This window comes from Phaeobacter sp. JH20_37 (assembly GCF_048056015.1).
GTDB lineage: Bacteria > Pseudomonadota > Alphaproteobacteria > Rhodobacterales > Rhodobacteraceae > Phaeobacter > Phaeobacter bryozoorum.
In genome coordinates, this window is record NZ_JAYMWW010000006.1 from 1 (window position 1) to 23,762 (window position 23,762).

26 protein-coding genes are annotated in these 23,762 nt (G+C 65.2%); 1 reads left to right on the top strand and 25 read right to left on the bottom strand.

What is annotated here, in order from left to right:
* The 22 genes from VWZ87_RS02210 to fabF form a co-directional block, all read right to left on the bottom strand.
* Window positions 1–231: hypothetical protein (locus VWZ87_RS02210; protein WP_416534152.1), on the bottom strand; the 231-nt coding region annotated here is incomplete at its 3' end.
* Window positions 232–438: 207 nt separating this feature from the next.
* Window positions 439–1,254, bottom strand: coding sequence for a serine O-acetyltransferase (gene cysE / locus VWZ87_RS02215; protein WP_340545780.1), 816 nt, complete (start codon window positions 1,252–1,254; stop codon window positions 439–441).
* 299 nt (window positions 1,255–1,553) lie between these two features.
* A complete protein-coding gene (locus tag VWZ87_RS02220) occupies window positions 1,554–1,850 on the bottom strand; it encodes a hypothetical protein (RefSeq protein ID WP_340545781.1) in 297 nt (98 codons plus the stop codon).
* Window positions 1,851–1,862: 12 nt separating this feature from the next.
* Entirely contained in the window at window positions 1,863–5,843 is a 3,981-nt protein-coding gene (locus VWZ87_RS02225; protein WP_416534153.1) for a baseplate multidomain protein megatron, read from the bottom strand.
* Window positions 5,843–6,313: an NlpC/P60 family protein gene (locus tag VWZ87_RS02230; RefSeq protein WP_416534154.1), complete on the bottom strand. Its 471-nt coding sequence runs from the start codon at window positions 6,311–6,313 to the stop codon at window positions 5,843–5,845. The genes VWZ87_RS02225 and VWZ87_RS02230 overlap by 1 nt, the downstream gene beginning before the upstream one ends.
* A complete protein-coding gene (locus VWZ87_RS02235; protein WP_061048944.1) occupies window positions 6,310–7,260 on the bottom strand; it encodes a DUF2163 domain-containing protein in 951 nt (316 codons plus the stop codon). The genes VWZ87_RS02230 and VWZ87_RS02235 overlap by 4 nt, the downstream gene beginning before the upstream one ends.
* Window positions 7,260–7,892 (bottom strand): DUF2460 domain-containing protein, encoded by a 633-nt coding sequence (locus VWZ87_RS02240; protein WP_260079401.1) that lies wholly within the window; start codon window positions 7,890–7,892, stop codon window positions 7,260–7,262. Before VWZ87_RS02240 ends, VWZ87_RS02235 begins: the two co-directional genes overlap by 1 nt.
* Window positions 7,893–7,907: 15 nt before the next feature.
* The gene (locus VWZ87_RS02245; protein ID WP_260079402.1) at window positions 7,908–8,564 is read right to left on the bottom strand and encodes a phage tail tape measure protein; all 657 of its coding nucleotides are present in this window, start codon (window positions 8,562–8,564) and stop codon (window positions 7,908–7,910) included.
* Window positions 8,557–8,814 carry a rcc01693 family protein gene (locus VWZ87_RS02250; protein WP_260079403.1) on the bottom strand — a complete coding sequence of 86 codons (258 nt, stop codon included), beginning with the start codon at window positions 8,812–8,814 and terminating at the stop codon, window positions 8,557–8,559. Before VWZ87_RS02250 ends, VWZ87_RS02245 begins: the two co-directional genes overlap by 8 nt.
* Window positions 8,811–9,203: a gene transfer agent family protein gene (locus tag VWZ87_RS02255; RefSeq protein WP_340545786.1), complete on the bottom strand. Its 393-nt coding sequence runs from the start codon at window positions 9,201–9,203 to the stop codon at window positions 8,811–8,813. The genes VWZ87_RS02250 and VWZ87_RS02255 overlap by 4 nt, the downstream gene beginning before the upstream one ends.
* 11 nt (window positions 9,204–9,214) lie before the next feature.
* The gene (locus VWZ87_RS02260) at window positions 9,215–9,628 is read right to left on the bottom strand and encodes a phage major tail protein, TP901-1 family (protein ID WP_061048939.1); all 414 of its coding nucleotides are present in this window, start codon (window positions 9,626–9,628) and stop codon (window positions 9,215–9,217) included.
* Between the two features lie 108 nt (window positions 9,629–9,736).
* Complete coding sequence (locus tag VWZ87_RS02265; protein ID WP_416534155.1) at window positions 9,737–10,144, bottom strand: DUF3168 domain-containing protein; 408 nt, start codon at window positions 10,142–10,144, stop codon at window positions 9,737–9,739.
* Window positions 10,141–10,512 (bottom strand): head-tail adaptor protein, encoded by a 372-nt coding sequence (locus tag VWZ87_RS02270; protein ID WP_340545788.1) that lies wholly within the window; start codon window positions 10,510–10,512, stop codon window positions 10,141–10,143. The genes VWZ87_RS02265 and VWZ87_RS02270 overlap by 4 nt, the downstream gene beginning before the upstream one ends.
* Complete coding sequence (locus tag VWZ87_RS02275) at window positions 10,509–11,156, bottom strand: head-tail connector protein (RefSeq protein WP_340545789.1); 648 nt, start codon at window positions 11,154–11,156, stop codon at window positions 10,509–10,511. The genes VWZ87_RS02270 and VWZ87_RS02275 overlap by 4 nt, the downstream gene beginning before the upstream one ends.
* Window positions 11,157–11,337: 181 nt before the next feature.
* Entirely contained in the window at window positions 11,338–12,522 is a 1,185-nt protein-coding gene (locus VWZ87_RS02280) for a phage major capsid protein (RefSeq protein ID WP_416534156.1), read from the bottom strand.
* Window positions 12,523–12,594: 72 nt separating this feature from the next.
* On the bottom strand, window positions 12,595–13,203 hold the full coding sequence (locus VWZ87_RS02285) for an HK97 family phage prohead protease (protein WP_416534157.1): 609 nt from the start codon (window positions 13,201–13,203) through the stop codon (window positions 12,595–12,597).
* 35 nt (window positions 13,204–13,238) lie between these two features.
* The gene (locus VWZ87_RS02290) at window positions 13,239–13,457 is read right to left on the bottom strand and encodes a GTA head formation protein, RCAP_rcc01685 family (protein WP_014874871.1); all 219 of its coding nucleotides are present in this window, start codon (window positions 13,455–13,457) and stop codon (window positions 13,239–13,241) included.
* Window positions 13,450–14,643 carry a phage portal protein gene (locus tag VWZ87_RS02295; protein ID WP_416534158.1) on the bottom strand — a complete coding sequence of 398 codons (1,194 nt, stop codon included), beginning with the start codon at window positions 14,641–14,643 and terminating at the stop codon, window positions 13,450–13,452. Before VWZ87_RS02295 ends, VWZ87_RS02290 begins: the two co-directional genes overlap by 8 nt.
* A gap of 194 nt (window positions 14,644–14,837) precedes the next feature.
* Complete coding sequence (locus VWZ87_RS02300) at window positions 14,838–16,130, bottom strand: DNA-packaging protein (protein WP_416534159.1); 1,293 nt, start codon at window positions 16,128–16,130, stop codon at window positions 14,838–14,840.
* A complete protein-coding gene (locus VWZ87_RS02305) occupies window positions 16,102–16,443 on the bottom strand; it encodes a recombinase (RefSeq protein ID WP_340545794.1) in 342 nt (113 codons plus the stop codon). Before VWZ87_RS02305 ends, VWZ87_RS02300 begins: the two co-directional genes overlap by 29 nt.
* A gap of 290 nt (window positions 16,444–16,733) precedes the next feature.
* Window positions 16,734–17,888 carry an endolytic transglycosylase MltG gene (mltG, locus tag VWZ87_RS02310; protein WP_416534241.1) on the bottom strand — a complete coding sequence of 385 codons (1,155 nt, stop codon included), beginning with the start codon at window positions 17,886–17,888 and terminating at the stop codon, window positions 16,734–16,736.
* Window positions 17,888–19,153: a beta-ketoacyl-ACP synthase II gene (gene fabF, locus VWZ87_RS02315; RefSeq protein ID WP_340545795.1), complete on the bottom strand. Its 1,266-nt coding sequence runs from the start codon at window positions 19,151–19,153 to the stop codon at window positions 17,888–17,890. Before fabF ends, mltG begins: the two co-directional genes overlap by 1 nt.
* Window positions 19,154–19,482: 329 nt before the next feature.
* Between fabF and VWZ87_RS02320 the strand changes: the two genes are divergently transcribed.
* Window positions 19,483–20,430, top strand: a complete 948-nt coding sequence (locus VWZ87_RS02320; RefSeq protein ID WP_416534160.1) for a PilZ domain-containing protein — start codon at window positions 19,483–19,485, stop codon at window positions 20,428–20,430.
* Window positions 20,431–21,163: 733 nt separating this feature from the next.
* Here VWZ87_RS02320 and VWZ87_RS02325 read toward each other — a convergent pair.
* The 3 genes from VWZ87_RS02325 to fabG all read right to left on the bottom strand — a co-directional run bounded on the left by VWZ87_RS02325 (window position 21,164) and on the right by fabG (window position 23,690).
* Window positions 21,164–21,907 (bottom strand): 1-(5-phosphoribosyl)-5-[(5-phosphoribosylamino)methylideneamino] imidazole-4-carboxamide isomerase, encoded by a 744-nt coding sequence (locus tag VWZ87_RS02325; protein ID WP_340545797.1) that lies wholly within the window; start codon window positions 21,905–21,907, stop codon window positions 21,164–21,166.
* A gap of 164 nt (window positions 21,908–22,071) precedes the next feature.
* Window positions 22,072–22,305 (bottom strand): acyl carrier protein, encoded by a 234-nt coding sequence (locus tag VWZ87_RS02330; RefSeq protein ID WP_005982462.1) that lies wholly within the window; start codon window positions 22,303–22,305, stop codon window positions 22,072–22,074.
* A gap of 647 nt (window positions 22,306–22,952) precedes the next feature.
* Window positions 22,953–23,690, bottom strand: coding sequence for a 3-oxoacyl-ACP reductase FabG (fabG, locus tag VWZ87_RS02335; RefSeq protein WP_340545798.1), 738 nt, complete (start codon window positions 23,688–23,690; stop codon window positions 22,953–22,955).
* Window positions 23,691–23,762 lie beyond the last annotated feature (72 nt).

A 23,762-nucleotide genomic window follows, 5' to 3' on the forward strand; every position in this document is an offset into this window, starting at 1 on the left:
AAAGACTTCGAAGTATTCTGCGTTAGAGGGTAATAGTGCGGAAAGGTCAGCTTTGCTTCGCTGCAATGCAGCAAAGTGGCGACCGGGCAAGAAAGAAGCTCCGACTTTGCAAAGCCCGCTTTCCTGCGCACCTCTACCCCTGGTGCTGACTGCAGCACTGAAGGCAGCGCGCCAAGTCGGTTCAACGGCCGCTTTTCGGAAGCCGGCCAGGATATTTTGCAGCGGCAGCATCTTTTACATGACGCCCCCGCCAATGACCGCTCCGGGCTGGGACAGCGACTTACCCGACTGGCAACCATTCGCACCTCCCACACCCCACCAAAAAAGGGGCCGCCAGCGCTGCCCCTCTCCATCGTCATTTTTCCAAAAATACTCACAAATGCACCGATGGCGGCACGCGCGCCGCCCGCCATGCCCAGACCTGCAAAGCGGCGCGGCCTACTGCGGCTTGTCGCCGCCCAGCACCTGGTTCATGCTGACCGACGGCTGGTCGCAGCCGGCCTCACCGACAATCTTGGCCGGCACGCCCGCAACGGTCTTGCAGGGCGGCACCTCGGCCAGCACCACCGATCCTGCCGCGATACGGCTGCAATGGCCCACCTTGATATTGCCCAGCACCTTGGCGCCAGCACCGATCAGCACGCCATTGCCGATCTTCGGGTGCCGGTCTTCCTCTTCCTTGCCGGTGCCGCCCAGGGTCACCGAATGCAGCATGGAGACGTTGTCGCCAACCACCGCCGTCTCGCCGATGACGATGGAATGCGCGTGGTCGATCATGATGCCCCGGCCAATTCTGGCCGCCGGATGGATATCAACGCCAAAGATCTCCGAAATCCGCATCTGGAAGAAATAGGACAGATCGTAATCGCCCTGCTGCCACAGCCAATGCGCCACCCGATAGGCCTGAACCGCCTGATACCCCTTGAAATAGAGGATCGGCTGCAACAGCCGGTGGCAGGCGGGATCGCGTTCATAGACCGCCATCAGATCGGCGCGCCCGGCAGCAATCAGATCCGGGTTTTCGTCATAGGCCCGGTCGACGATCTCGCGCAGGATCACCATCGACATCTCATTGGAGCAGAGCTTCGCCGCGATGCGATAGGACAGCGCCTTCTCAAGCGAGGTATGATGCAGGATGCAGGCATGGATCAGCCCGCCCATCAGCGGCTGGCGGCGCACGGCGTCCTGCGCCTCGGTGGTGATCTGATCCCAGACGGGATCAACGGAACTGACGGCCTGGCGCGTCTCAAGCATGGCTCTGCCTCCTGTGTTGCAACCAGAGTACCTCCCCCAGCGCAAAAAGGCCAACCGCAAATCCGTGATGACAGCCATCGGATCTGCTGATCTTTTGCCCCGGCTGCGCAGTCATGCACCGACAGCCCGTTGTTTTTATTGGTGATCACCCGTCGCACCAGCTCCCGTGCCCCGATGCACAGGGGCTGTGCAGACCCGATATTGACGGTGCCACAGGCTGACAAATGGCCGCCCGGCACAGACGCTGCCAGCGTCGTTGAGGCGCCGCAACAGCCTCATCACAAGGCATCCGGCAGCCGCTAGCCCGGATTATGCCTGATATGACGCGCCAGCTCAGCCAGCACCAGCCGGGTACAGGCCAGATAGTCCGGCGCGTCATAAAACGGCTCATCCGCCAGCGGGAATTTCCGCGCCGCAGCACTCAGGGAGCCATCGCCCCAGCGCGGGCAGAGCCGCCGGTGGCGGCGCAGATGGCGCACCGCCTGCGCCGCCCCGGCAAAGATCCGCTGGCAGAGCGCGCGCCGCTGCGCCGGGGCAACCGCCAGCAGGGCGCGGGCGGTGCTGGTGATATCACCGGGCAGGATAGGCCGTCGCATCCCCGCCCCGCCTCAGACCAGCCGCAGGGCGGTCACCGCACCAGCCCCGTAGCGGGCCGAGACCTGCGCCACCTCGATGCGATCTCCCGGCACCACCGCATCCGCTGTCTGGGCCGCCAGCGGATAGCTCCAGCCGGGAGCGTCCAGCAATTCTTCGCGCAGGATCTCGCCGCCGCGCAGGATCCGCAGGCGGTAGCGCTCCAGATCCTCGCCCAGCGGGATCTCCGCCAGATCCCAGCGGTCGCCGTCGATGCGGCTGCGGCGGATCCAGTCCAGCCCGACCGCGCCGCTGCCCAACACACCTTTCTGGCGCAGATGCACCGGCGCATAGGGGCGCAGCCCTTCACCGGCAAAGGCCGCCTCCAGATGCACATAGCTCGGATCATCATAGGCGCGCCGGGCCGTGCCGATACGGTAGTGACGGCTGAGGCCACGCTGATTGGCAGCCAGTGTGATCTGCTGCGGCGTGCCATCCAGCGCCACCACATAAGAGCCCTTCGGCCAGGCCACCGGCATCCGCGCATCGCTGCCCTGCTGCCCACGCAGCCGGTCGCGCAGCAGATAGCGCCCCGGTGCGATCAGCTCGGCCTCGCCAAATTGCATCAGCTCCCAATTGCCGGGGCTGCCATCGCCGATGGCCACCAGATTGGCGCCATTCAGCACCGCCAGCCAGTCCCGGCTCTGCAATTGGCCAGAGATCATATCAACTTCCAGATCGTCGCCCCGCTCCCAGCGCCCCGGCGCGCCCGCAGGCAGCACCGTATTGGTGATGGCAATGGTTGAAGCGGCGGCCAGCACCTCCTCCAGTGCATAATCCGCATCACTCTGTGCGCCGTATAGGGCAACGCTCCCCGGCCAGGGCTGCGCCGTCACTGCCAGATGCGGCGCATGGGGCACCTCATCGCCGCCAATCAGCGGCAGGTCCATGAACAGCGGCAGCACCGGAACCGGTGCCGCAAAGGCGGTGACACCGGGCAATTCCTCCGGCACTGGTGCCGGGTGGTAGTTCTCCGGCTCGATCCGCACCGCCTCGATCAGCTGCGCCGCGCCCTGTTCGACCCGGTCGATCCGGTACCGGGCCTGCGCACCGCTGCCGACCCCCGCACCCGTCTCTGAGCCTACCTCCGGGCCTGCCTCTGCTCCGGCAAGCGGCAGGCGGATCACATCGCCCGCGCCCAGCGCCATGGCGGAGGGCGGCAGCTCCAGCCGCAGGGTATCGCGGGCCATGCGGGCCTCGCTCAGCCAGCGCTCCACCACCTGCCGCCCCTCGGCGCGGGTCAGCGCCATCGGCAGCTCATTGTCGCTGACCGCATGGGTCGCCTCATCGGGCAGCACCGCCTCCTCGCCGCGCAGATCATGGCGCCCGCCCCATTCGACAAAGCGCAGACGGATCCGTCCGGCCAGCTCGGCCTCCGGCGCGCGGGTCTGTTCCAGCACCCCGTCCAGCTCCTGCCCCTCAACCAGTTGCGCCAGATCCAGCGCTGCGTCCTGTCGCCCATTGCGCAGGCGAAACCGCAGCAGACCATCGCGTTCGATGGCATCCACCCCGTGGCGCAGCAACAGCGGTTGCAGCGCGGCGCGGGCCTCACCGACATCGCTGATCGCATAGCCGCGCACCAGCGCAGGCAGGTCACTGACATCAATCGCCGCAACACCCGAGGCGGCACAGATCTCCTCCAGCACCGAGGCCAGCGTGCGCTGCCCCACCCGTCCGTTCAACCAATGGCCGCGCAGATAGTTCTCCCCGTCGCTCCAGACCTCCACCGCATTGGGAAACACCGGAAAGGGGCGCGCGTCCCAGGCCCAGACATAGGCGTTCGACATATCCAGCATCGGGCCACCATAGACCTCGGAGACGGGGTTTTTCCCCTCCTCCTGCCAATAACCCAGCAACGCGCGCAGATAGGCCAGCTGCATCATGTCATCGCGCTGCCCGTTGGAAAATTTCGGCAGTTTGGATTCCGAGCTTTTGGGATCCAGAAACTTGTTCGGCTGGTTGGTGCCCTTGTCGATGGCGGCGCAGCCCAGTTCGGTGAACCAGATCGGTTTGCTCTGCGGCTCCCATGCGGTGGGCAGCGCGGCACGTTGCCCGTTGATCCGGTCATGATGCGGTTTGGACCACCAGCTGCGCAGATCCTTGTAGCGCCAGATCCACGGCTCATCATAGGCGCCATCGGTGATCGGCGTACGGATCTGGGCCGCCTCGGCCTCGGGCGAGTGGTAATACCAGTCATAGCCCTCGCCGCCCTCGATATTGGCGCGCAGATACGCCAGATCATGGATGCCCGGCGCCCCGGCCCGGGCGTCCAGATGATCCTCCCCCTCGCGCCAGTCGGACAGCGGCATGTAATTGTCGATGCCGATGAAATCGATCTGCTCATCCGCCCAGAGCGGATCGAGGTGGAAATAGCGGTTCCCCTCCGGGCTCTGGTAGCCCCAATACTCCGACCAGTCGGCGGCATAGCCGATCTTGGTATCCGGCCCAAGGATCTGGCGCACCTCCTGCGTCAGCGCCCGCAGCTCCGCCACCGCAGGAAAGCCTGCCTCATCGCGGATCTGGGTAAGCCCACGCATCTCCGAGCTGATGCAGAACGCCTCAACCCCGCCCGCCGCGGCACAAAGCGCGGCATTATGCAGGATGAACCGCCGCAGCCCCCAGTCCTCAGACGGGCCGCTATAGGTGACGCTCCCGTCAGCCACGGTAAAATCCGCCGCCGTTGCCGTGCCAAAGAACTGCTGCACCTCCATACGCGCCGTAGCCGTGCCATCGGGGCTGCCGGGCTGGCCCGGTGCCAGTGACAGGGTAATCCGTCCCCGCCAGGGCAGATGCGCCTGACCCGGCTCACCGCTCCAGGGATCGGGCAGATCATTGCCCGCCATCTGATCCATCAGGATAAACGGGTAGAACATCACCCGCTTGCCCTGCCCCTGCATTGCGCGAATGGCCTCGATCACCGAGGCATCGGTGGGGGTGCCGCCGTATATGGGTCTGTCATCCTGCCGCGCGATCAGCTCTGCCTCTGTCCGGGTCAGCCCGGCCACTGACCAGGGCATATTCGCCCCCTCAATATGCTGGCGCTCCACCTTCGGTTTGACGGTACAGGCCCCACAGCGCAGATCATTGCCGAACCACGACACAATCAGCGAGGCCGCGCCACAGGCGGGCAGCTCCTCGCCAAGGGTCGTCAGCGAAGTGACCAGATCGGTCTCTCCCGAGGGGCTGTGCGAATTGGCGGGTTTGGCCTGTCCCGGTCCGTGGTCGTAATGCACCGGCGTGCTGGCCAGCGCGTATTCCCCGGTCCCCGGCATCAGGGCAACCCCCTGCACCAGCTGCGGCAGATCCAGATCATAGGTGCTGGAGGCCGGTTGCTCTGCACGCAGCACCTCAAACGAGAATTGCGGCACCCGGTTGCCAAAACGCTCCAGTGCCAGGTTCTCCATCACCACATAGGCGGTGCCACGATAGGCGGGCACCTCGCCCGCACCCTCCACCGCCTCAATCACCGGATCGGGGAGCTGGTCCATGGTGCCGCGATAGACGGTCATGTTCAGATCCTTGGGCGCGACCTCCTCCCCATCAGCCCAGACCCGCCCGATGGAGGCGACCTCTCCGGCGCAGACCGCCACCGCCAGCGAGACATCATAGCTGTAGCTGGTGACCTTGGGCTGGCGCGGGCCGCCGCCCTTGCCGCCGCCACCACTGGTGGTGGAGGTCTCGCGGAACTCGGACGCCCAGATCACCTGCCCGCCCACCCGCATCCGGCCATAGACCTGCGCAATTGGCTGGCCATCGCTGGCATGGGTCAGGCGGAAGCGTTCCACCCGGCCGGTCTCCACCGGCTCACTACCCGCCCCCAGCAGGCGGCTGTCAATGGCGCGTCCGACGGTGGCGCCAAGCGCGCGGCCAATCGCTACCGAGGACAGACCCGCCACAGCCCCCCCAACCGAGCCGCCAAGGGCCGCCCCCGCCGCAGAAAGAAGAATGGTCGCCATCACGTCACCTCATCAGCATCAACATCAGGAAAGGAAAACCGCGCCACGATCCGCCGTTGCCACGGCTGGCTCAATGCGCTCTCGACCACACCGTGGCCGCTATAGGCATGGATGAACCGCGGCATGGTGCCGGCTTCAGTTTGCAGCGCGATATGTTTGGCCACCGCCCCCCGGCGCATCCGAAACAGGAGGACGTCTCCGGCGCACGCATCTTCTAGCGGTCGGGGGCTGAGATGGCGCAGAGCCGCCTGCCACAGCGCCTCCTCGCCCTGCGGTTCAGACCAGTCCATCGTATAGCCCGGCACCGCCTCCGGCTCCTGCCCGTAGACCTCGCGCCAGAGACCCCGGATCAGGCCGAGGCAATCGCAGCCAGCCCCGCGCCGGGCGGCCTGATGCACATAGGGCGTGCCCAGCCAACCCCGCGCCGCTGTAACCAGCTGGGCGCGCGATATCCCCGTGGCGCCGCTCATCTGCGGCTACCGCCGGTGTTATTGCCGCTCTGGCGCGGTACACTCATCACCCAGTCTTCACCGGGGATATCCGGAAAGCCCTGAAAATTGACGCCATTGTTGAACTTCAGCCGACAGGTCTTCAGCCGCTTGTCGCAGCCCGCTGCCAGATGCAGCAGATCACCGGGTCTGATCTGGGCCCGCAGCGGCTCCCAGAGGGTCAGCTGGCGGTGCTCTGCGTTCGGATCCGGCGCGCTTGCGTCCTGTCCCAACCGTCCGACCTGCTGACGGTCCTGCTTGATCCAGCCCCACAGTCCCGCTGCCGCGCCGCTCATCACGGTGAGACGACCCGACGTGAACCAGTTCGGCTCAAACCCCGGCAGGGCGGCAAACCCGAAATACTGCCCTTCGCGGATCTCTTCCGCGGCCAGCTCCAGCGTGTAACCCGGCGTGGTCATGTCAAAGCGGCAGGCGCCATCGCCCAGCACCGCCGTGCACGGTTTCTGGTAGATCCGCCCCATCGGCTGATTGAGCGCCTCCGTCAGGCCGCGCAGCTCCGCCTCAAAGGCACCACCGGCACGGCGGATCTGGCCAAAGCTGCCGCGAAACTGCAACCAGCGAACCGAGACATCGGCCCAGTTCACCAGCCAGCAGCGCACCTCGGCGCCGTCAAAGCGCCCGGCCTCGATCTCGTCTTCGCGGATGGCGGCATCGCTCAGCGCACCCAGCGCCTCGGTATTGTCGACCGCCAGCCCGGTGGCCTGTTGCAGGCTGCGCGCGGTCAGCCCGGTGCCTGCGCGAAACAGCAGACCGGCCTCGCCCTCGGCAGCACTTTCGAACCGCAGGTCGCGGTCATGATCGGTAAAGCCGAACCGCACGCCATCGCTGCGGGTCACCAGCCAGCAGCGGCACAGCGTGGTCAGACCGCTGGCCACATGGGATTGAAACGCCTCGCTTACCCCAGCCATCAGACCCGCACCTCCACCACTGGGACATTGGGCACGTCGCCCGCCTGAAAGGACGCCACGCTGGTCTGAATGCGATCGGTGTCAAAGCGCACCGGCACATCGAACTCAAACCCCGCCTTCACCGACAGTCCCGCCTCTGGCGGATGCGCCAGCGTGATGGTGCCAAGGGTGCTGTCGAGCGTGTAGTCTACCGTCTCCTGCAAAGCGTCCTGCTCAATCCCGATGCGCACGCTGCCCGCCACCGGTTTCGTTATCGGACGCTGATAGGCAAAGCTGCCGGAACGATAGGTCTTGCTCAGCTGGAACACCTGCTGCACCCCGTCGCCGATACCGATCACCTGATCCCCAAACGCCACCTCCTGCGTGGCGCGGGCGGATTTGTAGTCGGACCAATCCTTCCAGCGGAAACCGTACATCTGGCCCTGCCGCGCCTCGAAAAAGGCAATCAGCGCCTCGATATCCTCAAGCCCCCTGAGGCCCAGCCCCGCATCATAGCGGCGACGCGAATGCGCCCAGGGGGTGTTGCGTTCCTCATGCCCGTTGGCAAGCGTCACCACATCGGTGCGCCGCTCCGGTCCGCCGATTGAGCCGAAGCTCAGCGATGCGGGAAATCTGACCTCGTGAAAATTCATCTGCTGTCCTCCGGCTCAGCGGTTGCGATTGCCACGCGACAGGGCGCGGCTCAGCTGGGCGGCGATCTGGCCCTGACTGCGTTGGAACCCCTGCACATCGGGGGTCTGGATATTCATCACCACCGAGGTGGCCCGCCCGCCCTGGCTGCGCACACCAAGCGCACCATCGGCGCCACGGGTCAGCGGCAGGATCGCCTCTGGGCCTGCCTCGCCCATCAGCCCGGTGCCGCCGCGCATGGGAAAGCTCACCGGGCCGCTGACGATCCCCCCCTTGGCAAAGGGCATCACCCTGCCTTGTGAAAACGCCGCCCCATCGGCAAAGGGGAGAATGCCGCTCATCAGCTTGCCCACCCCATCCGACAGCAGCCCGCCAATATGGGAAGTGACCGGTTTCATGGCCGCAGAATAGGTGGTCTGGATCATCGACTGCGCCATGGTATCCAGCGCATCCGAGAGCTTCATGCCGTCAAAGACAACACCGTCAAAGGCGCGGCGCAGCCCCTTGGACATACCGCGTTCCAGGGTCTCGGCATCCTTGCCGGTGGCGGCAAAGGCGGCGCGCACCCGGCGCAGTTCGGCATCGAATGTGGCCGCCATGCCCGCCGCATCGCCAAGGCTGTCGCTCAGCGCCTCGCCCTGCTGTTCCAGCTGGTTCAGTCCTGTGTCACTCATCGCTTACGGCTCCTGTTTCTGGGGATCTCGGCGCGGCGGGATCGGGAAATGCGCGCATCAGCTGGTCCAGCCCGGCCCGTCCCAGCGGCGCAACGCCGCTGTCCTGCCCCAGCATCAGCCGCAGCTCCGCCGGGGTGAGGCGCCAGAACTGATCCGGCGTGAGCCGCAGCCCCGCCAGCCCCGCCCGCATCAGCGCCGGCCAGTCAAGGCCGGTGCTCTGTCTGTCTGTGGAGTGCTGCCGGGGCGTCATGGGGCCACCGATCCGGTCGGCTGCGCGCCCGCCTCTCCCGGCAGCGCAAAACTGCGCGCCAGGAGCTGTGCGGCGACCCGTGCGGCCTGCATCGGACCACCGTCGATATCGGCAACAGCCAGATCCGCCTCGCTGAGCCGGTGGCCGCCGCCCTGCACCCCCGCCGCCAGCAGCGCCAGCACATCCGCCGCCGAGAACCCGCCGCTTTCGAACCGGGTCACCAGATCAATCAGCGATCCCGTCCCGAGCCGCGTTTCCAGCGCCGCCAGCGCCCCGAGGGTGAGCTTTAACGCCAGCACATCGCCGTTTACCGCCAGCAGCACCTCGCCGGCATAGGGATTGGCCGCACAGGCGTTAACTGCCGGGGCTGGCTGTTCCGAGGGGGTCATGGTCACCCCCCTCAGACGGCGGTGAAGACCAGCGCGCCGGCGCTGGCGAGCGCAAGCTCATAGGTGGCCTCGCCATTGTGGCTGCCGGCATATTCCAGGGCGGTGACCTGAAACGGGCCTTCGACGATGCCAAAATCGGGGATGATCACCTGAAACGCGGGGGTCAGCCCCTCAAAGAACAGCTGGCGCGCCCGCTCATCCGTCCCGGCATCGCGAAAGATACCGGAGCCGGAGATATTGGCCGAGCGCACCCCCGCGCCGGACAGCAGCTCGCGCCAGCCGCCCTGGCTTTCCAGACTGGTGACATCGACGCTTTCGGCGTTGAAGCTGATGCGCGTGGCGCGCAGCCCCGCGATGGTTTCGAACTGACCGTCGCCGGTCATGTCGATCTTGACCAATAGATCCTTGCCGTTTTGAACACTCATAGCGGTGATCTCCTGTTGCTGAGTGATGGGACGTCGCGCCAATTCAGATCAGCCTTGCCGCGCAACGCATTGTAATTAATGTTGGATTTTCACCAAGCCGACCGGGTGTCAGCTGTCCTCCAGCCGCGCGGTGAAGCGCAGGCGGATCTCGCGGCCGCCGGAGGGTTTGCGGCTGGCGCTGGCGCGGTCGAACCACAGGCCCACCAGTCGCCCGCGCGTCAGGCTGAGCGAGGCGCTGGCGAGGCTGTCGCAGATGCTGGCCGCAATGGCCTTCGCACCGGCAAAGCCCGCAATATCGGTATGGACGGTGATCTCCACCCGGTGGCGCGCGCCGGCGCCACTGCGGTCGGAGCGGTCCTGCACCTCCTCGGGGCCAAGGGTCACATAGGTCTGCGGCAGGCTGCCTGCTGGCAGCGCGTCATAGATGGCGCCGCTCAGCGCGGTGGTCAGCGCCGGGTCATTGGTCAGGTGCTGAAACAGCGCCTCCTGCAGCGGCAGGGCCAGGGCATAGGTCATGCGGTGGTCTCCTCGGTGGCAAAACAGGTCAGGTAGCGGCCGTCAGGGTCGCCTTCGGCCACCGCATCAATGCGAAAGATCCGGGCACCATCGCGCAGCCGCTGATCCGGCCGGGGCCGCGCCGGGCTGCCGGTGGGATGGGCGCGCAGGGTGATGCGGTAGCGTTGCAGTGACAGGCTGGTGCCGGAGTGATCGGTGCTGCGGCCACTGAGGGCACGCATCTCGCACCAATGGTGGCCAAGCAGCTGCCATGCCTCAAGAAACCCGCCAGCCCCATCCGAGGTGCGGCGCGGATCCTCCAGCGCCAGACAGCGGTTGAGACGTGGTGTGGAGCGGGCAGCGGGGCGGGATGTGGTGCGGCGGCTCATGCGCCTGCCCCCGGCCCAAAGCTGCGGCCGAACCCGATCCCATGCCCGCCGCCGACGCCCAGGCTCACCCGTAGTGCACGATAGCGTTCGATCAGGCTGGTGACGCCAAAGGGCATACAGCCGCCCTGCAACCTCGTGTCATCGCGAAACTCATAGTAATGCGCCGCCAGCATCAGCACCGCCTGCGCCAGATCGCCGGGCAATGCCGACCAGCTGTTGGCCATGCCCGCCCGCATCAGGATCCGCGCCGCACCACCGCTGGCAATTGTGGGCAGCACCCCGCCAACCGGACGCAGCCGGGGCTGCTGGCTGTCGGGTTCCAGCCGGTAACGACCGGGTGGCAGCACGGTCTCGACCCCGGCGGCATCGCTCAGCGTGACCGAATGGATCTGCTGCACCGGTGCAAGCGGCAGCGCCTGTAGCTGGGGATCCCGCCAGGCGGCGAGCGTCAGCAGGAAATCCCGCGCCAGAAGCACCCGGCCGGTGCGTGCCTCGATCGCCGCGATGGCAGCGCGCAGGAAGCTGATCAGCACGGCCTCCTGCACCCCCGCCTCGTCAAAGCCGGTGCCCAGACGCAGATGCGCCTTGAACGCCTCTTGCGGCAGAACCGCCTCTGGCACCGGTGTCACTTCATTCAACATCATCTCTTCACTCCAACGGCTGTTCGTTCGGGGGCTGCTCGGGCTGGCTGTTGCCGGATGGGTCGGGGCGGATGCGCGCCGGGCTGCTGCCGCTGGACGGAAGGGGAGCAGCTGGACGACAGCGGCCTGAAGGCGCGCATCCGCAGACGGAACCGGGCTGCCGGGTCCGCCATCGGTCCAAGCGTCAGCTCAGGCCGAATTTCAGCAGTTTGATGGCGGCAAAATCGCTGACATCGCCGCCGACACGTTTGGTGGCATAGAACAGCACATGCGGCTTGGCGCTGAAGGGATCGCGCAGCACCCGCAGGTCGGGGCGTTCGGCGATGGTGTAGCCGGCCGCAAAATCGCCAAAGGCCACGGCATAGCCGTTCACACCGGCGTCGGGCATGTCCTCGGCAATGACCACCGGATAGCCCATCAGCCGCGCCGGTTCGGCCGCTGCCAGCCCGTCGGACCACAGGAAGCGGCCATCGGCATCCTTCAGCTTGCGCAGGAGGCCTGCGGTTTTGGAGTTCATCACAAAGCTGGCGTTGGCCCGGTACTGCGCGCCAAGCGCATAGACCAGATCAATGATTGCATCGCCATCGCCGATATCGCCCTCCACGCCGGTGGTGACATAGCCAAGATTGCCCCAGCTCCAGCTGTCATTGGCAACCACCGGGTGGTAGAGGATGCCGGTCGGTTTGTCGTTGCCATCGCCATTGATGAAGGAAGCCGCCTCGGCGCGGGAAAACTTGTCGGCGATCCGGCCGGCCAGCCAGCCCTCGATGTCAAAGGCGCTGTCGTCCAGCAGCCGCTGCGAGGCCTTGGGCAAGGCGCTCAGCTCATGCAGCGGGATGGTGATGCGGTCGATCACCGGGGTTGCGGTTTCGGTTACCGCCGCCGTCTCATTCGCCCAGCCGTGACCGACATCGCCATGGTCGATCAGCACATCGTAGGAGGTTGCCTCCACCGTCACCACCGAGGCGACGGCGCGGATCGAAGCGGTGCTGTTCAACACGGATTTGACCGTATCGGAGGTCTGCGGATCCACCAGGTAGCCGCCATCGCCATTGACGGTGGTGGCCATCGCCTTGGCATCAAGATCAAGGCCACGCAGCGCGGCGTCATCGCCGGACCGCAGATAGGCATCAAAGGCTTTCTGATGAGGCGCGCCGCCTGCCTCGGCAGCGGCCAGAGGGGGGCGATTGGCAAAGTGGGATTTACGATCCAGCATGGTCATACGCTCTTCTGTCTGTTTCAGTTTCAGGGCAATGTCGTCTTTGAACCCGTTGAAATCATGCACGAAGTCGGCAACGGCCTGTTTGACCTCCTGCGGGGCTGCATGGGAGTGGGCCGTTGGTTCCGGGTGCGATTGGGGATGGCTCATCTGTCTGTCCTTTTGGGTCGATTGAGGAAGGCAAAAGCGGGGCGCGACCGCAGCGGCGGCCGGGGCCTGCATTCAGCCGAGCGGCGTCAGGCTGGCACCGCTGCGCAGCAGGTCGATCACCTCCCGCCAGATCTGCGGGGTATCGTCCGGGGCGATGGCACGGCGCTCTGCGGTCTGCGATTTGGCGGCGGCCCCGGCTGGGCTGACGCGGGCTGTGGACAACATCGGGAAGGTCACCAGCGAGACCTCCCAGAGGTCCAGCTCACACAGGGAGCGCCCGCCGCCTTTGCGCGCCGTGGCGCGGCGGGTCCGGTAGCCGATCGACAGCCCATCCAATGCGCCGACAGCGATCAGCGCCGCAGCCTCGGCGCCCTTTTGGGTGCGGGTCAGGATACGGCCCCGGACATGCAGGCCGCGGGCATCCTCGCGGACCTCATCCCAGACGCCGATGGGCTGTGCGGGATCGTGCTGCCACAGCATCTTGACCGCGATCCCGGCCTGCGCCAGACGGTCGAGCGACGCCTGATAGGCCCCCGGCTGCACCATGTCACCGCCAGCGTCGACGCAGCCAAACAGGCTGGCATATCCGCTGATCATGACCATATCGTCGGCCTCGTCGCCAATGGTCAGATCCTCGCCGAAGCGCGCGAACTTATGCTCCAGATGCGCATGAGATGGCATCAGCTTCTCCTTCTATCTCTTTGAATTTCTTTCAATTACTGAACCACAAGAAAGGATTGGAAGGCCTGCGCCAGGATCACGGCGGCAACACCGTAAACGGTGAGCCAGAGGCGTTTTTCCATCCGCTCCATCATCATCTCCAGCCGGTCGAGACGCCGGTTCATCGCCTCCTGCTGGATCTCGGCGATGCGCTCATGGGCGGTGAGCCGCAGACCCGGTGAGCATTCAAACGGCGGTATCGGGATTTCAGTCATCCGCCATCGCCTCCTCTTGCGGGGGCAGGCCCAGAAGGCTGCGTTTTTCGGCCACGCTGAGAAACTCCGCGGCGGCCACGCGGCGCCACTGCGCCTCGCGTTCGGAGGCCAGCGCAGGCACCTGATCAAGGTCCGGTTTCAGGGTGACCGCAGCCCCCTGATAGCGCGACAGCCAGTCCGACAGCGTCGCGGTGACACGGGTCACAAGCGGCAGCACGGTGAGCCGGTAAAAGGCGCGGTTGGCCTCCTGATAATTGGCATAAGTTGCATCGCCTGGAAGGCCCAGCAGCATTGGCGGCACCCCAAGCGCGAGGGCAATTTCGCGCGCGGCGGCGTCCTTGGTCTGGTGAAATTCCATATCCGATGGAGAGAAGCCCATTGGTTTCCAATCCAACCCGCCTTCCAGCACCATTGGACGGCCGGCGTTGCGCGCGCCCTGAAAATTCATTTCGATCTCTTCACTTAGACGGCGAAACTGATCCTCAGCCATCAGCCCCTGACCATCGCCTCCGGTCCAGACCAAAGCGCCGGAGGGGCGGGCTGCATTGTCCAGAAGCGCCTTGGACCAGCGCGAGGCCGAGGTATGCACATCCACCGCCATGGCTGCGGCCTGCATCGGCGACAAACCGTAATGATCGTCCTGCGGATGAAAGCTGCGCAGATGGCAGATCGGGGCGCAGGGCATGGTCACATCAAAGCGGTGTTTGCGACCCGACACGCTGTAGTCATAGGCCACCGGCCAGCCATCGCTGCCGGGCACCACGGTCATGCGGTCAGGGCGCAGCACATGCAGCTCGACCGGCAATACGTCGCGACCATCGGGATCGCAGACCGCCTCAATATAAGCGTTGCCCGACAGCAGCAGGTGGCCGAACAGCGCTTCCAGCAGCTCGGCGCGGCCTTGGGCGGCATTGGGCCGGGCCAGCAGCGTCAGCAGCGGGTGGCTGTCGTAGCGCTGTGCGCCGTCCTGCAACACCAGCGGCAGCGCGGCGGCGGCCTCGGTGATCATCTTGACGGCACGGTAGCCCACGGGATTGCCGACAAAGCCGCTGCGGGTCAGTGAACTGCTGTCGCGCGGGCTCCAGCCGGTGCTGCCAGTGCCACCGTGCCAGGCCACCACACGGGCTGCGGCGCTTGCCTTGGTTTCGACGGGCTGTTGCTTGCGCCGCAGAAGGTCAAAGACCATGGGGCCACTCCTTTGCTTGAAGGGGGCGAACCATGCCCCTGTTTGCTGCGATCCTTTATGACGGCGGGGGTTGAAGAAGATTTGAGCAAGGCGCGCGCAGGGCACGCAACACCTGCGCTAAACCTTTGATACAACTAAAAAACGCCCGCAGGACTGCGGGCGTTTTGCGTCTGATTTGATGGCCGGTGGCCCGCCTATAACATGCGCGCGCGGGGCAGCCTGTGGCGGGTCGCCGGGGTCAGGATCAGCTCCTGCACCGCCCAGACCAGCGCATCCAGCCGGTCCGGTGAGCCCTGCCCCAGATAGCCACGCGGGGTCATCTGGCAGAGCTGATCCTCCAGCGCGCCAAGCCCCGGCAGGTGGCGCACCCGGCCCTGTTCGTAAAGGGCGGCGACCGGTTCGGCCCGTGCCCCCTTGCCCCGGCTGGCGTGCAGCGCGGTAAAGGGCACCAGCGGGTCGATCTGGCGCAGCAGGCTTTCGACCAGGGCGCCGCCCTGATTGACCTCCGCCACCACCCGGTCGGCGCTGTAGCGGTCGCGCGCATCAATGGCGGCCTGCGCCCAGGTCAGCGGTCCGACGCCCTGCACCGTGCAATCCGCGAGCACATAGGCGCACCAGTCCTGCGGCGGGCCTGTGAGCGTGGCACCCACCACGAGGATGCCGCAGGCGTCGGAGTTTTTGCCGGCGCTCACCGCCGGGTCCACCGCCACCACCACCCGGTCCAGTGCCGGGGCCTTTGCGATCTGCGCCGCAACAAGACCGGCGTTGGTCCAGAGCGCGCCATCGACATCCTGCAACAGGATGCCGTCCAGCTCTTGTCGGCCTAGCCGTGACCCGGCATAGCGGCTGCGCACCTCCGCGATGAAGGAGGCGGCGAGATTGGCACGGTTGGCCTCGGTCGCGGCATGGGTCTGCACGGTGGAGGGGCTGGCCAGAAGGTCGCGCAGCACGCCGGTATTGCGCGGTGTGGTGGTGACGCAGACGCGCGGATCCTGCCCCAGCCGGAGCGCAAATTGCAGCATGTCCCAGCTGTCTTGCCCGCGTTTCCATTTGGCCAGCTCATCAGCCCAGGCGGCATCGAACTGCGGGCCACGCAGCGCCTCAGGGTCATGGGCCGAAAACGCCTGGGCGGTGGCGCCATTGGGCCAGATCAGCCGCCGTTCGGTGGCTTTCCACGTCGGGCGGCGGTCGCGGGGTGTGCAGGCGAGGATGCCGCTGTCGCCCTGGACCATGACGTCGCGCACCTGATCGTAGGTTTCCCCGAGGAGGGCGATGCGGCGGGCACGACCAGCGGACAGCGGTGTTGACCCTTCGGCCAGCGTACGCACCCATTCGGCGCCGGCGCGGGTCTTGCCTGCCCCGCGTCCGCCGAGGATGACCCAGCTGCGCCAGTCCCCCGCCGGTGGCAGCTGGTGCGGCAGCGCCCAGAGATCAAAGACATAGGGCATCGCACAGAGGTCATGGTCGCTGAGCCGGTCCAGAAACATCTTCTGCGTCGAAACTGGCGCGCAGGCGAGCCAGCCGCTCTTCGATTTCACTGCGAGCGGCGTCGATGTCGAGCCCGGCTGCGGCCTGATGCTGTTCACTTTGTTCGACAAGGGTTTTCTCCACTTTCTGGCTGTCACGGATCAGGCTTTCCAATTTGGCGATACGCGGCGCGCTGCCGGCGTCGTCTGCATCGCAGGCAAGCCGTTCGAGCATCTGCTCGGCCTCCTGCCGGAGCCGTTCGATGGAATTATGGAGGGAGAAAAGAAGATCGGCGGTCTTTGCCAGCCGATTTTCCGGGGTATAGGTGCTCATGGTTGGGGCCTCATAGTCATGGGACCTCCGTTCGGAAAATCGCAAGGCCGCCCCACAAGCGCGATCCATGATCGGGCGTCCTGCGGGCGGATCTGCCAATTTCCCAGCTGCCTGTGAACCCTGCCACAAACCAGCGCAAAAGTCAAAGTTGGCAACCTGAAGTATCGGACGCAAGCTGCCGGATTTGTTAAGTAAATTTCAGATTAACCTACCATAAGGTTAACGGTGCCGCACAAAAAAGAGGACGCCGAAGCGTCCCCTTTCAGATCTGATCCATGATTGGATTGCGCCTAGTTGCTGTTGCCCTGCGCTTCAATCTCGCGCCATTTGGCGACATTGCGATTGTGCTCCTCAAGCGTGACGGCAAAGGCGTGGCCACCGGTGCCATCAGCGACGAAGAACAGGTAGTCGCCCTGATCGGGGTTCACCGCCGCCTCAAGGCTGGCCATGCCGGGGTTGGCGATTGGCGTCGGTGGCAGCCCTTCGATCACATAGGTGTTCCAGGGGGTTGCCCGGCGCAGTTCGCTCTGGCGCAGGCCACGCCCGAGGACACCCTCGCCCCGAGTAACACCATAGATCACCGTCGGGTCCGTTTGCAGCCGCATCCCGCGGTTCAGCCGGTTGGTGAAGACCGAGGCGACCTGCCCACGCTCCTCTGCCACGCCGGTCTCTTTTTCGATGATCGACGCGAGGATCAGCATCTCTTCGGGGCTGGTAACCGCTGCGCGGTCCGAGCGGCCCTCCCAGGCGGCGTTGATGCGCAGCTCCTGGCGCTCCTGCATCTCGGCCAGGATCTCGGCGCGGTCATCACCGGGGGAGACCTCATAGCTGTCGGGTGCCAGCATCCCCTCCGCCGGGCGCGTGCCCGGATCGCCGTCGAGGATATCCATGGCTTTCAGCGATTCGACCACCTGCCAGCTGGTCACGCCTTCGGCCAGCGCGATGCGGTAACGGGTGTCGGCATCGGCTTTCTTCTCTTCGTAGACAGCGGGCACCTCATCGACGCCGGGCACAAATTCCGCACGCTCGACAAAGCGGTTGGTGGCCGGGTCCAGCTCGCGCACCTCGGCCAGCACGCGGGTCACGCCCACGCGGTAGACGATTTCGGTGCCACAGCTGCTGGCGCCGCCGCGGGTGATCTGATTGACGATCTCGGCCATCGAGGCCCCTGCGGGCACCAGATAGCTGCCGGCCTTCAGCGCATCGGTTTTCTCGGCGTAGCGCACACCAACCCGGAACAGCGGGCCGGAGTTGATCGCGCCCTGGCTCTCCAGATCACGGCTGACCCGAGACATCGTGCTGCCGGACGGCACCCGCAGGCAGATCGCGCTGTCCAGCGGACCTTCGGAGGTATATTGCGACTGCCCCCAGAGGATGACGCCGCCCAGAAGGAACAGCATCACCACCAGGACCGTCAGCATGTTTGAGGCGAGGTTGCGCCACATCACTCAGGCTTTCCGAACAGGACCGACGCATTGGTGCCGCCAAAGCCAAAGGAATTGGACAGCGCCACCTTGATCTCGCGCTCGCGTTTCTGGTTCGGGGCCAGATCGACAGCGGTTTCAACGGCCGGGTTGTCCAGGTTGATGGTGGGCGGTGCCACCTGATCGCGGATCGCCAGGATCGAGAAGATCGCCTCAATCGCGCCAGCCGCACCCAGGAGGTGGCCGGTGGCGGATTTGGTCGAGGACATGGTGACCTTGCCCGCCGCATCCCCCATCATCCGCTCAACCGCGCCCAGTTCGATGGTATCGGCCATGGTCGAGGTGCCATGGGCATTGATATAGTCGATGTCCTTCGGCTCAAGCCCCGCATTGGCCAGCGCCGCGCGCATCGAGCGCTCGCCACCTTCGCCGTCCTCGGAGGGAGCGGTGATGTGGTAGGCATCGCCGGAGAGACCATACCCCAGCACCTCGGCATAGATCTTGGCGCCACGGGCCTTGGCGTGGTCGTAATCTTCCAGCACCACGATGCCGGCGCCCTCACCCATCACGAAACCGTCGCGGTCGGCGTCATAGGGGCGCGAGGCGGCCTTTGGGTCATCGGCGCGTTTGGTGGACAGCGCCTTGCAGGCGTTGAAGCCGGCAATGCCGATTTCGCAGATCGCCGCCTCGGCGCCGCCTGCGATCATCACGTCGGCGTCGCCGGATTTGATCAGACGGGCCGCGTCGCCAATGGCATGGGCACCGGTCGAACAGGCGGTCACAACAGAGTGGTTCGGCCCCTTGAAGCCAAAACGGATCGAGACCTGGCCGGAGATCAGGTTGATCAGCGCGCCGGGGATGAAGAACGGCGACACCCGGCGGGGGCCTTTCTCCTTGATCATCACCGCGGTGTCGGCGATCGAGCTGAGGCCGCCGATGCCGGAGCCGATCATCACGCCGGTGCGCAGGCGGCTCTGCTCGTCCTCGGGTGTCCAGCCGGCGTCACGCACGGCCATATCAGCCGCGGCAATGCCATAGAGGATGAAATCATCAATCTTCTTCTGGTCTTTTTTGACAACCCAATCATCGGGGTTGAAGGTCCCATCGCTGCCGTCGCCACGCGGAACTTCGCAGGCGTAGGTGGTGGCGACACCGCTTTCTACCGCATCAAAATGCGTGATCGGACCCGCCCCGGACTGACCGTCCAGCAACCGCGACCAGGTCTCTTCGACGCCGCTTGCCAGCGGTGTGACCAGGCCCAGTCCGGTAACTACTACTCGACGCATTTCTTGCACTCCTCTGCCTCGGCAATTTGACTCCAAATAGCTTGGATTGGCGCAGAGGTGCAAGAGCCGGTGGTCTCCGGTTGTTTTGCGATAATTTAATGACAGCCTTAGATTGCGGTTAACTTGGATAATGTACCTTTTGGTTGTTCTTTGGTTTCGTAGTCGCGACAGTACCGATATGGCGCGCCTGCGAACCACTATGCGGCGCCCAACAGACGGGGCGCAGGATCCAAGGTCAGCGGCTGTGGGGCAAGATGTGAATGGTGCACATAGAGTTCTTGTTTGGACGCCCTGCGTCACCTGATCCTGATCTACGAAGGGTTCGGCGGATGGCACACCGCCGCCCTTCGCGCATGTGGGGGCTGGGCGTCTTTGCGCTGCTGTTGCTGGTCAGCCTGCTGCTTGGCGCTGAACCGCTGGCCGCCCGCGAATGCCGTGTCTTCAACAAACTGATGACGCTGACGCTCGCCGGTGAAGATTTTCTCGACTACCTGCGCACCGGCAGCAATTCGCCCGCCGTGCAGGAGATGGAACGGTTGCTGGCAAAGACATCGAAGACCGAGCTGCATCTCGCGATGCAGAGAGAAAAGATGGACGATCTGCTGAAGGCGACCCATAACCTGATTGCCCAGCACCGCAGCCTGCTGCGGGTCCTGGCGCTGAAGGACCGGCGCCATGCGGAACGGGCCTCTGTCAAACTCTTTGCCAGTGAAACCCTGGCGGCCTATCGCCGGGAGCTGGCGCGTATGCCCTGCTCTCGTGCAGGCAGTAGCGGGCAGGATGGCGGCGGCCTTGGCGCCTTGCCCGCGCTGGGACAGATTTCCAGCACCACCGCGGCGGCCGGTTCACTGGGTCTGGTGGCGCTTGGAGCGCTGTGTTTTGTGCTGTTTGAACGGCGCATGACCACGCTGAGGCGGCGCCGCAAGCGCCATACCTGCAACCTGGACTGCACCCTTGTGCACAACAATGATAACGGGGTTGCGGCGACCCTGCTGGACATCAGTCAGGAGGGGGCGAAGGTCAAATCCGCAGCGCGCCTCGGCGCCGGGGATATCATCGTGCTGGACCTGCCCGGCGATGCGCCGCAGATAAATCTTCACGGTCGGGTGCAATGGTGCAATGCCAACTATTTTGGCCTGCAGTTCAAGGAGCGTCTCACACGCGATATGGTGAAGGCTCTGGCGGGTTTTCGCAGGGCGCCCAGAAAATCCAAACGGGAGTTCGGGCGCGACGGGACGCCTGCCGAGCTTGAACCACATGGCGCGGTGTCTGGCTGACGGATCGGCATGGCCGGAGCGACACTCTGCGGCGTGGTCCTTCGTCGTGATGATGTCACAAGGGGGTCGGCCTGTCTTGGGCTCAGCTGCTATCACGGGTCCCCGGTCGCGGCGGACCGGCAAGAAGCGCGCGGCAAAGATCGCGCGGGCGGGCGGCGGACGGGCGTCTGGCTGGCGTCTGGCTGGCCATGATCGCGGCCATGATCGCGAATATGCAGACAGATCCCACGTGCGATGCCTTGCGGAGCCGACCTCGCGAACCGGTGGCAGCCCTGTGGTAGTGGGATGGTGGCGGTTGGTGCCGGATGGTGGCAGATGCGGACCATTGGGGCAGGACGTGCTTTGCTCCGCAATCAGTCGGCGAAGCAGTCAGATCTTCCGCCGGTATAGACCATGCAGGAAGCGCGCGCGCCGGTTTGGTCAATTTCAGGCAGAGACCACAGCTCCGGCCCGCTTATGTCGCGATCAGCGGTGCCTCGGCGGCGTCGAGAGGTCGGTTCGACAATTCCGGTCCATTGGCAGCGGTTTCGACCGGACCCTGTGTAGACAGCGCCGCACCAGCTCAGCCGCGCCGGTCATGCGCCCTGTGCTGCAAACCCACGCCGGCCTGCCCGCTCCCCAAGGCAGCCAAGACACGCAGGCTGCGCTGAAATCAAAAGGGCTGCGCAGTCCTGACGACACCGCAGCCCATTGGTCGATGCGGCAGCAGTGCCGCCCGAGACGTGCCGCCGACCTAGCGGAATTCGGCAACCGGCTCACGCGTGGGGCGGGCCGCCTCCAGCGCCTCCGCCACGGTCAGGGTCTTGCGGAACAGCGCCCGCCCGACCAGTGCGCCAGAGATCGAACCGATGTATTTCAGCCGCGCCACGTCATCGGCGGTGCGGACCACACCGCTGGCGATCACCGGCGTGCGCGCTTTCTCCGCCAGCCCTGCGATCAGCCCCAGCTGCGCCTCGACATCGGTCATATCGCTTTCGATATCGGTGATGATGATGCCCGCAAAGGGACAATCGGCAAAGGCGTCGATAAAGGCTTCGGGCGTGAACGAGCCGGCCTGACGCCAGCCGTCGGTCATCACCTGCCCCTGCCAGACATCCACCGCCAGCACGATCTGATCGGGGTGAAGACGGGTCAGCGTGCGCACCAGTTCGGGGTCGCGGGCGGCAAGCGTGCCGACCACCACACGGCCCGCCCCCTTGTCGATCCAATGCTCTATATGCTCGCGCGAGCGCATACCGCCGCCCAGCTGAACCGGGATACCGGCGGTGCGGATGATTTCCTCCACCAGCTCGGCATTGCGGTTGTCGCCTTCGATGGCATCAAAATCGGTCAGATGCATCCATTCGGCACCATCGGCGGCAAAGCCGCAGGCGGTGGCAACCGGGTCCACGTGCCAGATCATGGCGGTGTCGAGCCGCCCCTTGTCCAGCGTCACGCAGCGGCCGTCCTTCAGTTCCATCGTGGGGTAGATCATCATCGCAATGCCCTCCTGTCGTCGGCAGTTTCGCCAAGGCTAGCACGGAGACCGATCACCCCTAAGGAGAAAACCCGACCTCGCGGAGGTCGGAAACGTCCAGAAACGAAAAACGGCGCCTTCCTGCCCGGAAAGCGCCGTCTGTGATCGTCACCGATTGGGTGGGATCAGGAAGCTTCGCTGATGAACTTCACCGCATCGCCAAAGGTCTGGATGGTCTCGGCCGCGTCATCGGGGATCTCGATGCCGAACTCTTCTTCGAAGGCCATAACCAGCTCAACGGTGTCCAGGCTGTCTGCGCCCAGATCATCGATGAACGACGCGTTCTCGGTCACTTTGTCTTCTTCAACACCCAGGTGTTCCACAACGATCTTTTTTACGCGGTCTGCGACGTCGCTCATGTCAATTCCTCATCTTTTCAGGCATTCGCCCGGTTGTCAGGCATTCGCCCGGTTCTGCCCTTGCCCGCTCGGGGCGGCGTGGTTGTGCCCGATGCGGGCGGTCGTGTCCCGCATAGCGGAACCGCCCCTGCCGGTCCGGCATGGACCCGCAGATGGCGAATATGCGCCGCCTATAACACAGACCGACGCAGAGGCAAACGGTTTCGCAGCATCACTGCACCCGCCTGCCCGGGGCCTGTCGCCTGAGGCTCAGGCAACAGGGTGAGCATTTGGCCACAGCCGCAGCCACATGCAAGGCTTGTGGTGCATATTTTTACGCAACCCCTCACCGCCGCAGGTCATTTTCCGTTATTTTGCAGCGGCTTTCAGCTGGTCATCCATCCTGAGGATGGCCGTATTTCGCCCTGGATAACCGGGCCAGCTGCGGGGCGGGATCGCAAAACCCCGCGACCAATCTTGTGCGATGCCGCGCTGGCGGCACCGAAAATCCCCCCCCGCCTGAGGCATAGAGGCCACATCTGACGCGGCGGCCGGAACGCAAAACCCGCCACCGGAGGACCGGCGGCGGGACCAGGTGACTCGGCGTCACCACAAAGCTTAACCGGGGTCTCGGCGGCCCCGGTTGCAGCCCGGATCGCGTCCCGGGATCACAGCATGGCCATGCCGCCGTTCACATGCAGGGTGGTGCCGGTGACATAGCCTGCCTCGGCGCTGGCCAGATACAAAACGGCGGAGGCGATTTCCTCCGGGGTGCCCATCCGACCGCTGGGGATCTGAGTCAGGATCGCGTCTTTCTGGGCGTCGTTCAGCTTGTCTGTCATGGCGGTGGCGATAAAGCCGGGAGCCACGGCATTGACCGTAATGCCCCGGTTGGCGACCTCATAGGCCAGCGATTTGGACATGCCGACCATACCGGCCTTGGCGGCGGCGTAATTGCCCTGACCGGGGTTGCCGGTGGCCCCCACGATGGACGAGATATTGATGATCCGGCCCCAGCGCGCCTTCATCATGCCGCGCAGAACACCCCGGCACAGGCGCATGGTCGAGGTGAGGTTCACCTCCAGCACGCTGGCCCATTCCTCATCCTTCATCCGCATGAACAGATTGTCGCGGGTGATGCCGGCGTTGTTGACCAGAATATCCACCGAGCCCATCGCCGCGATCGCCTGTTTCGGCAGCGCCTCGACCGCCTCTGCATCGGAGAGGTTGCAGGGCAGCACATGGGCGCGCTCGCCAAGTTCCGCCGCCAGTTCCTGCAGCGGGGCCTCGCGGGTGCCGGAGAGACCCACGGTGGCGCCAGCGGCGTGCAGGGCGCGGGCGATATCGCCGCCAATGCCACCAGATGCCCCGGTGATGAGGGCGGTTTTTCCAGTCAGATCAAACATATGATTTCCTTTGTCTCATCCCCGGCCCGCGGTCCGCCGTTTTCTTTGGAAGACAACGGGCCGGAATATTAA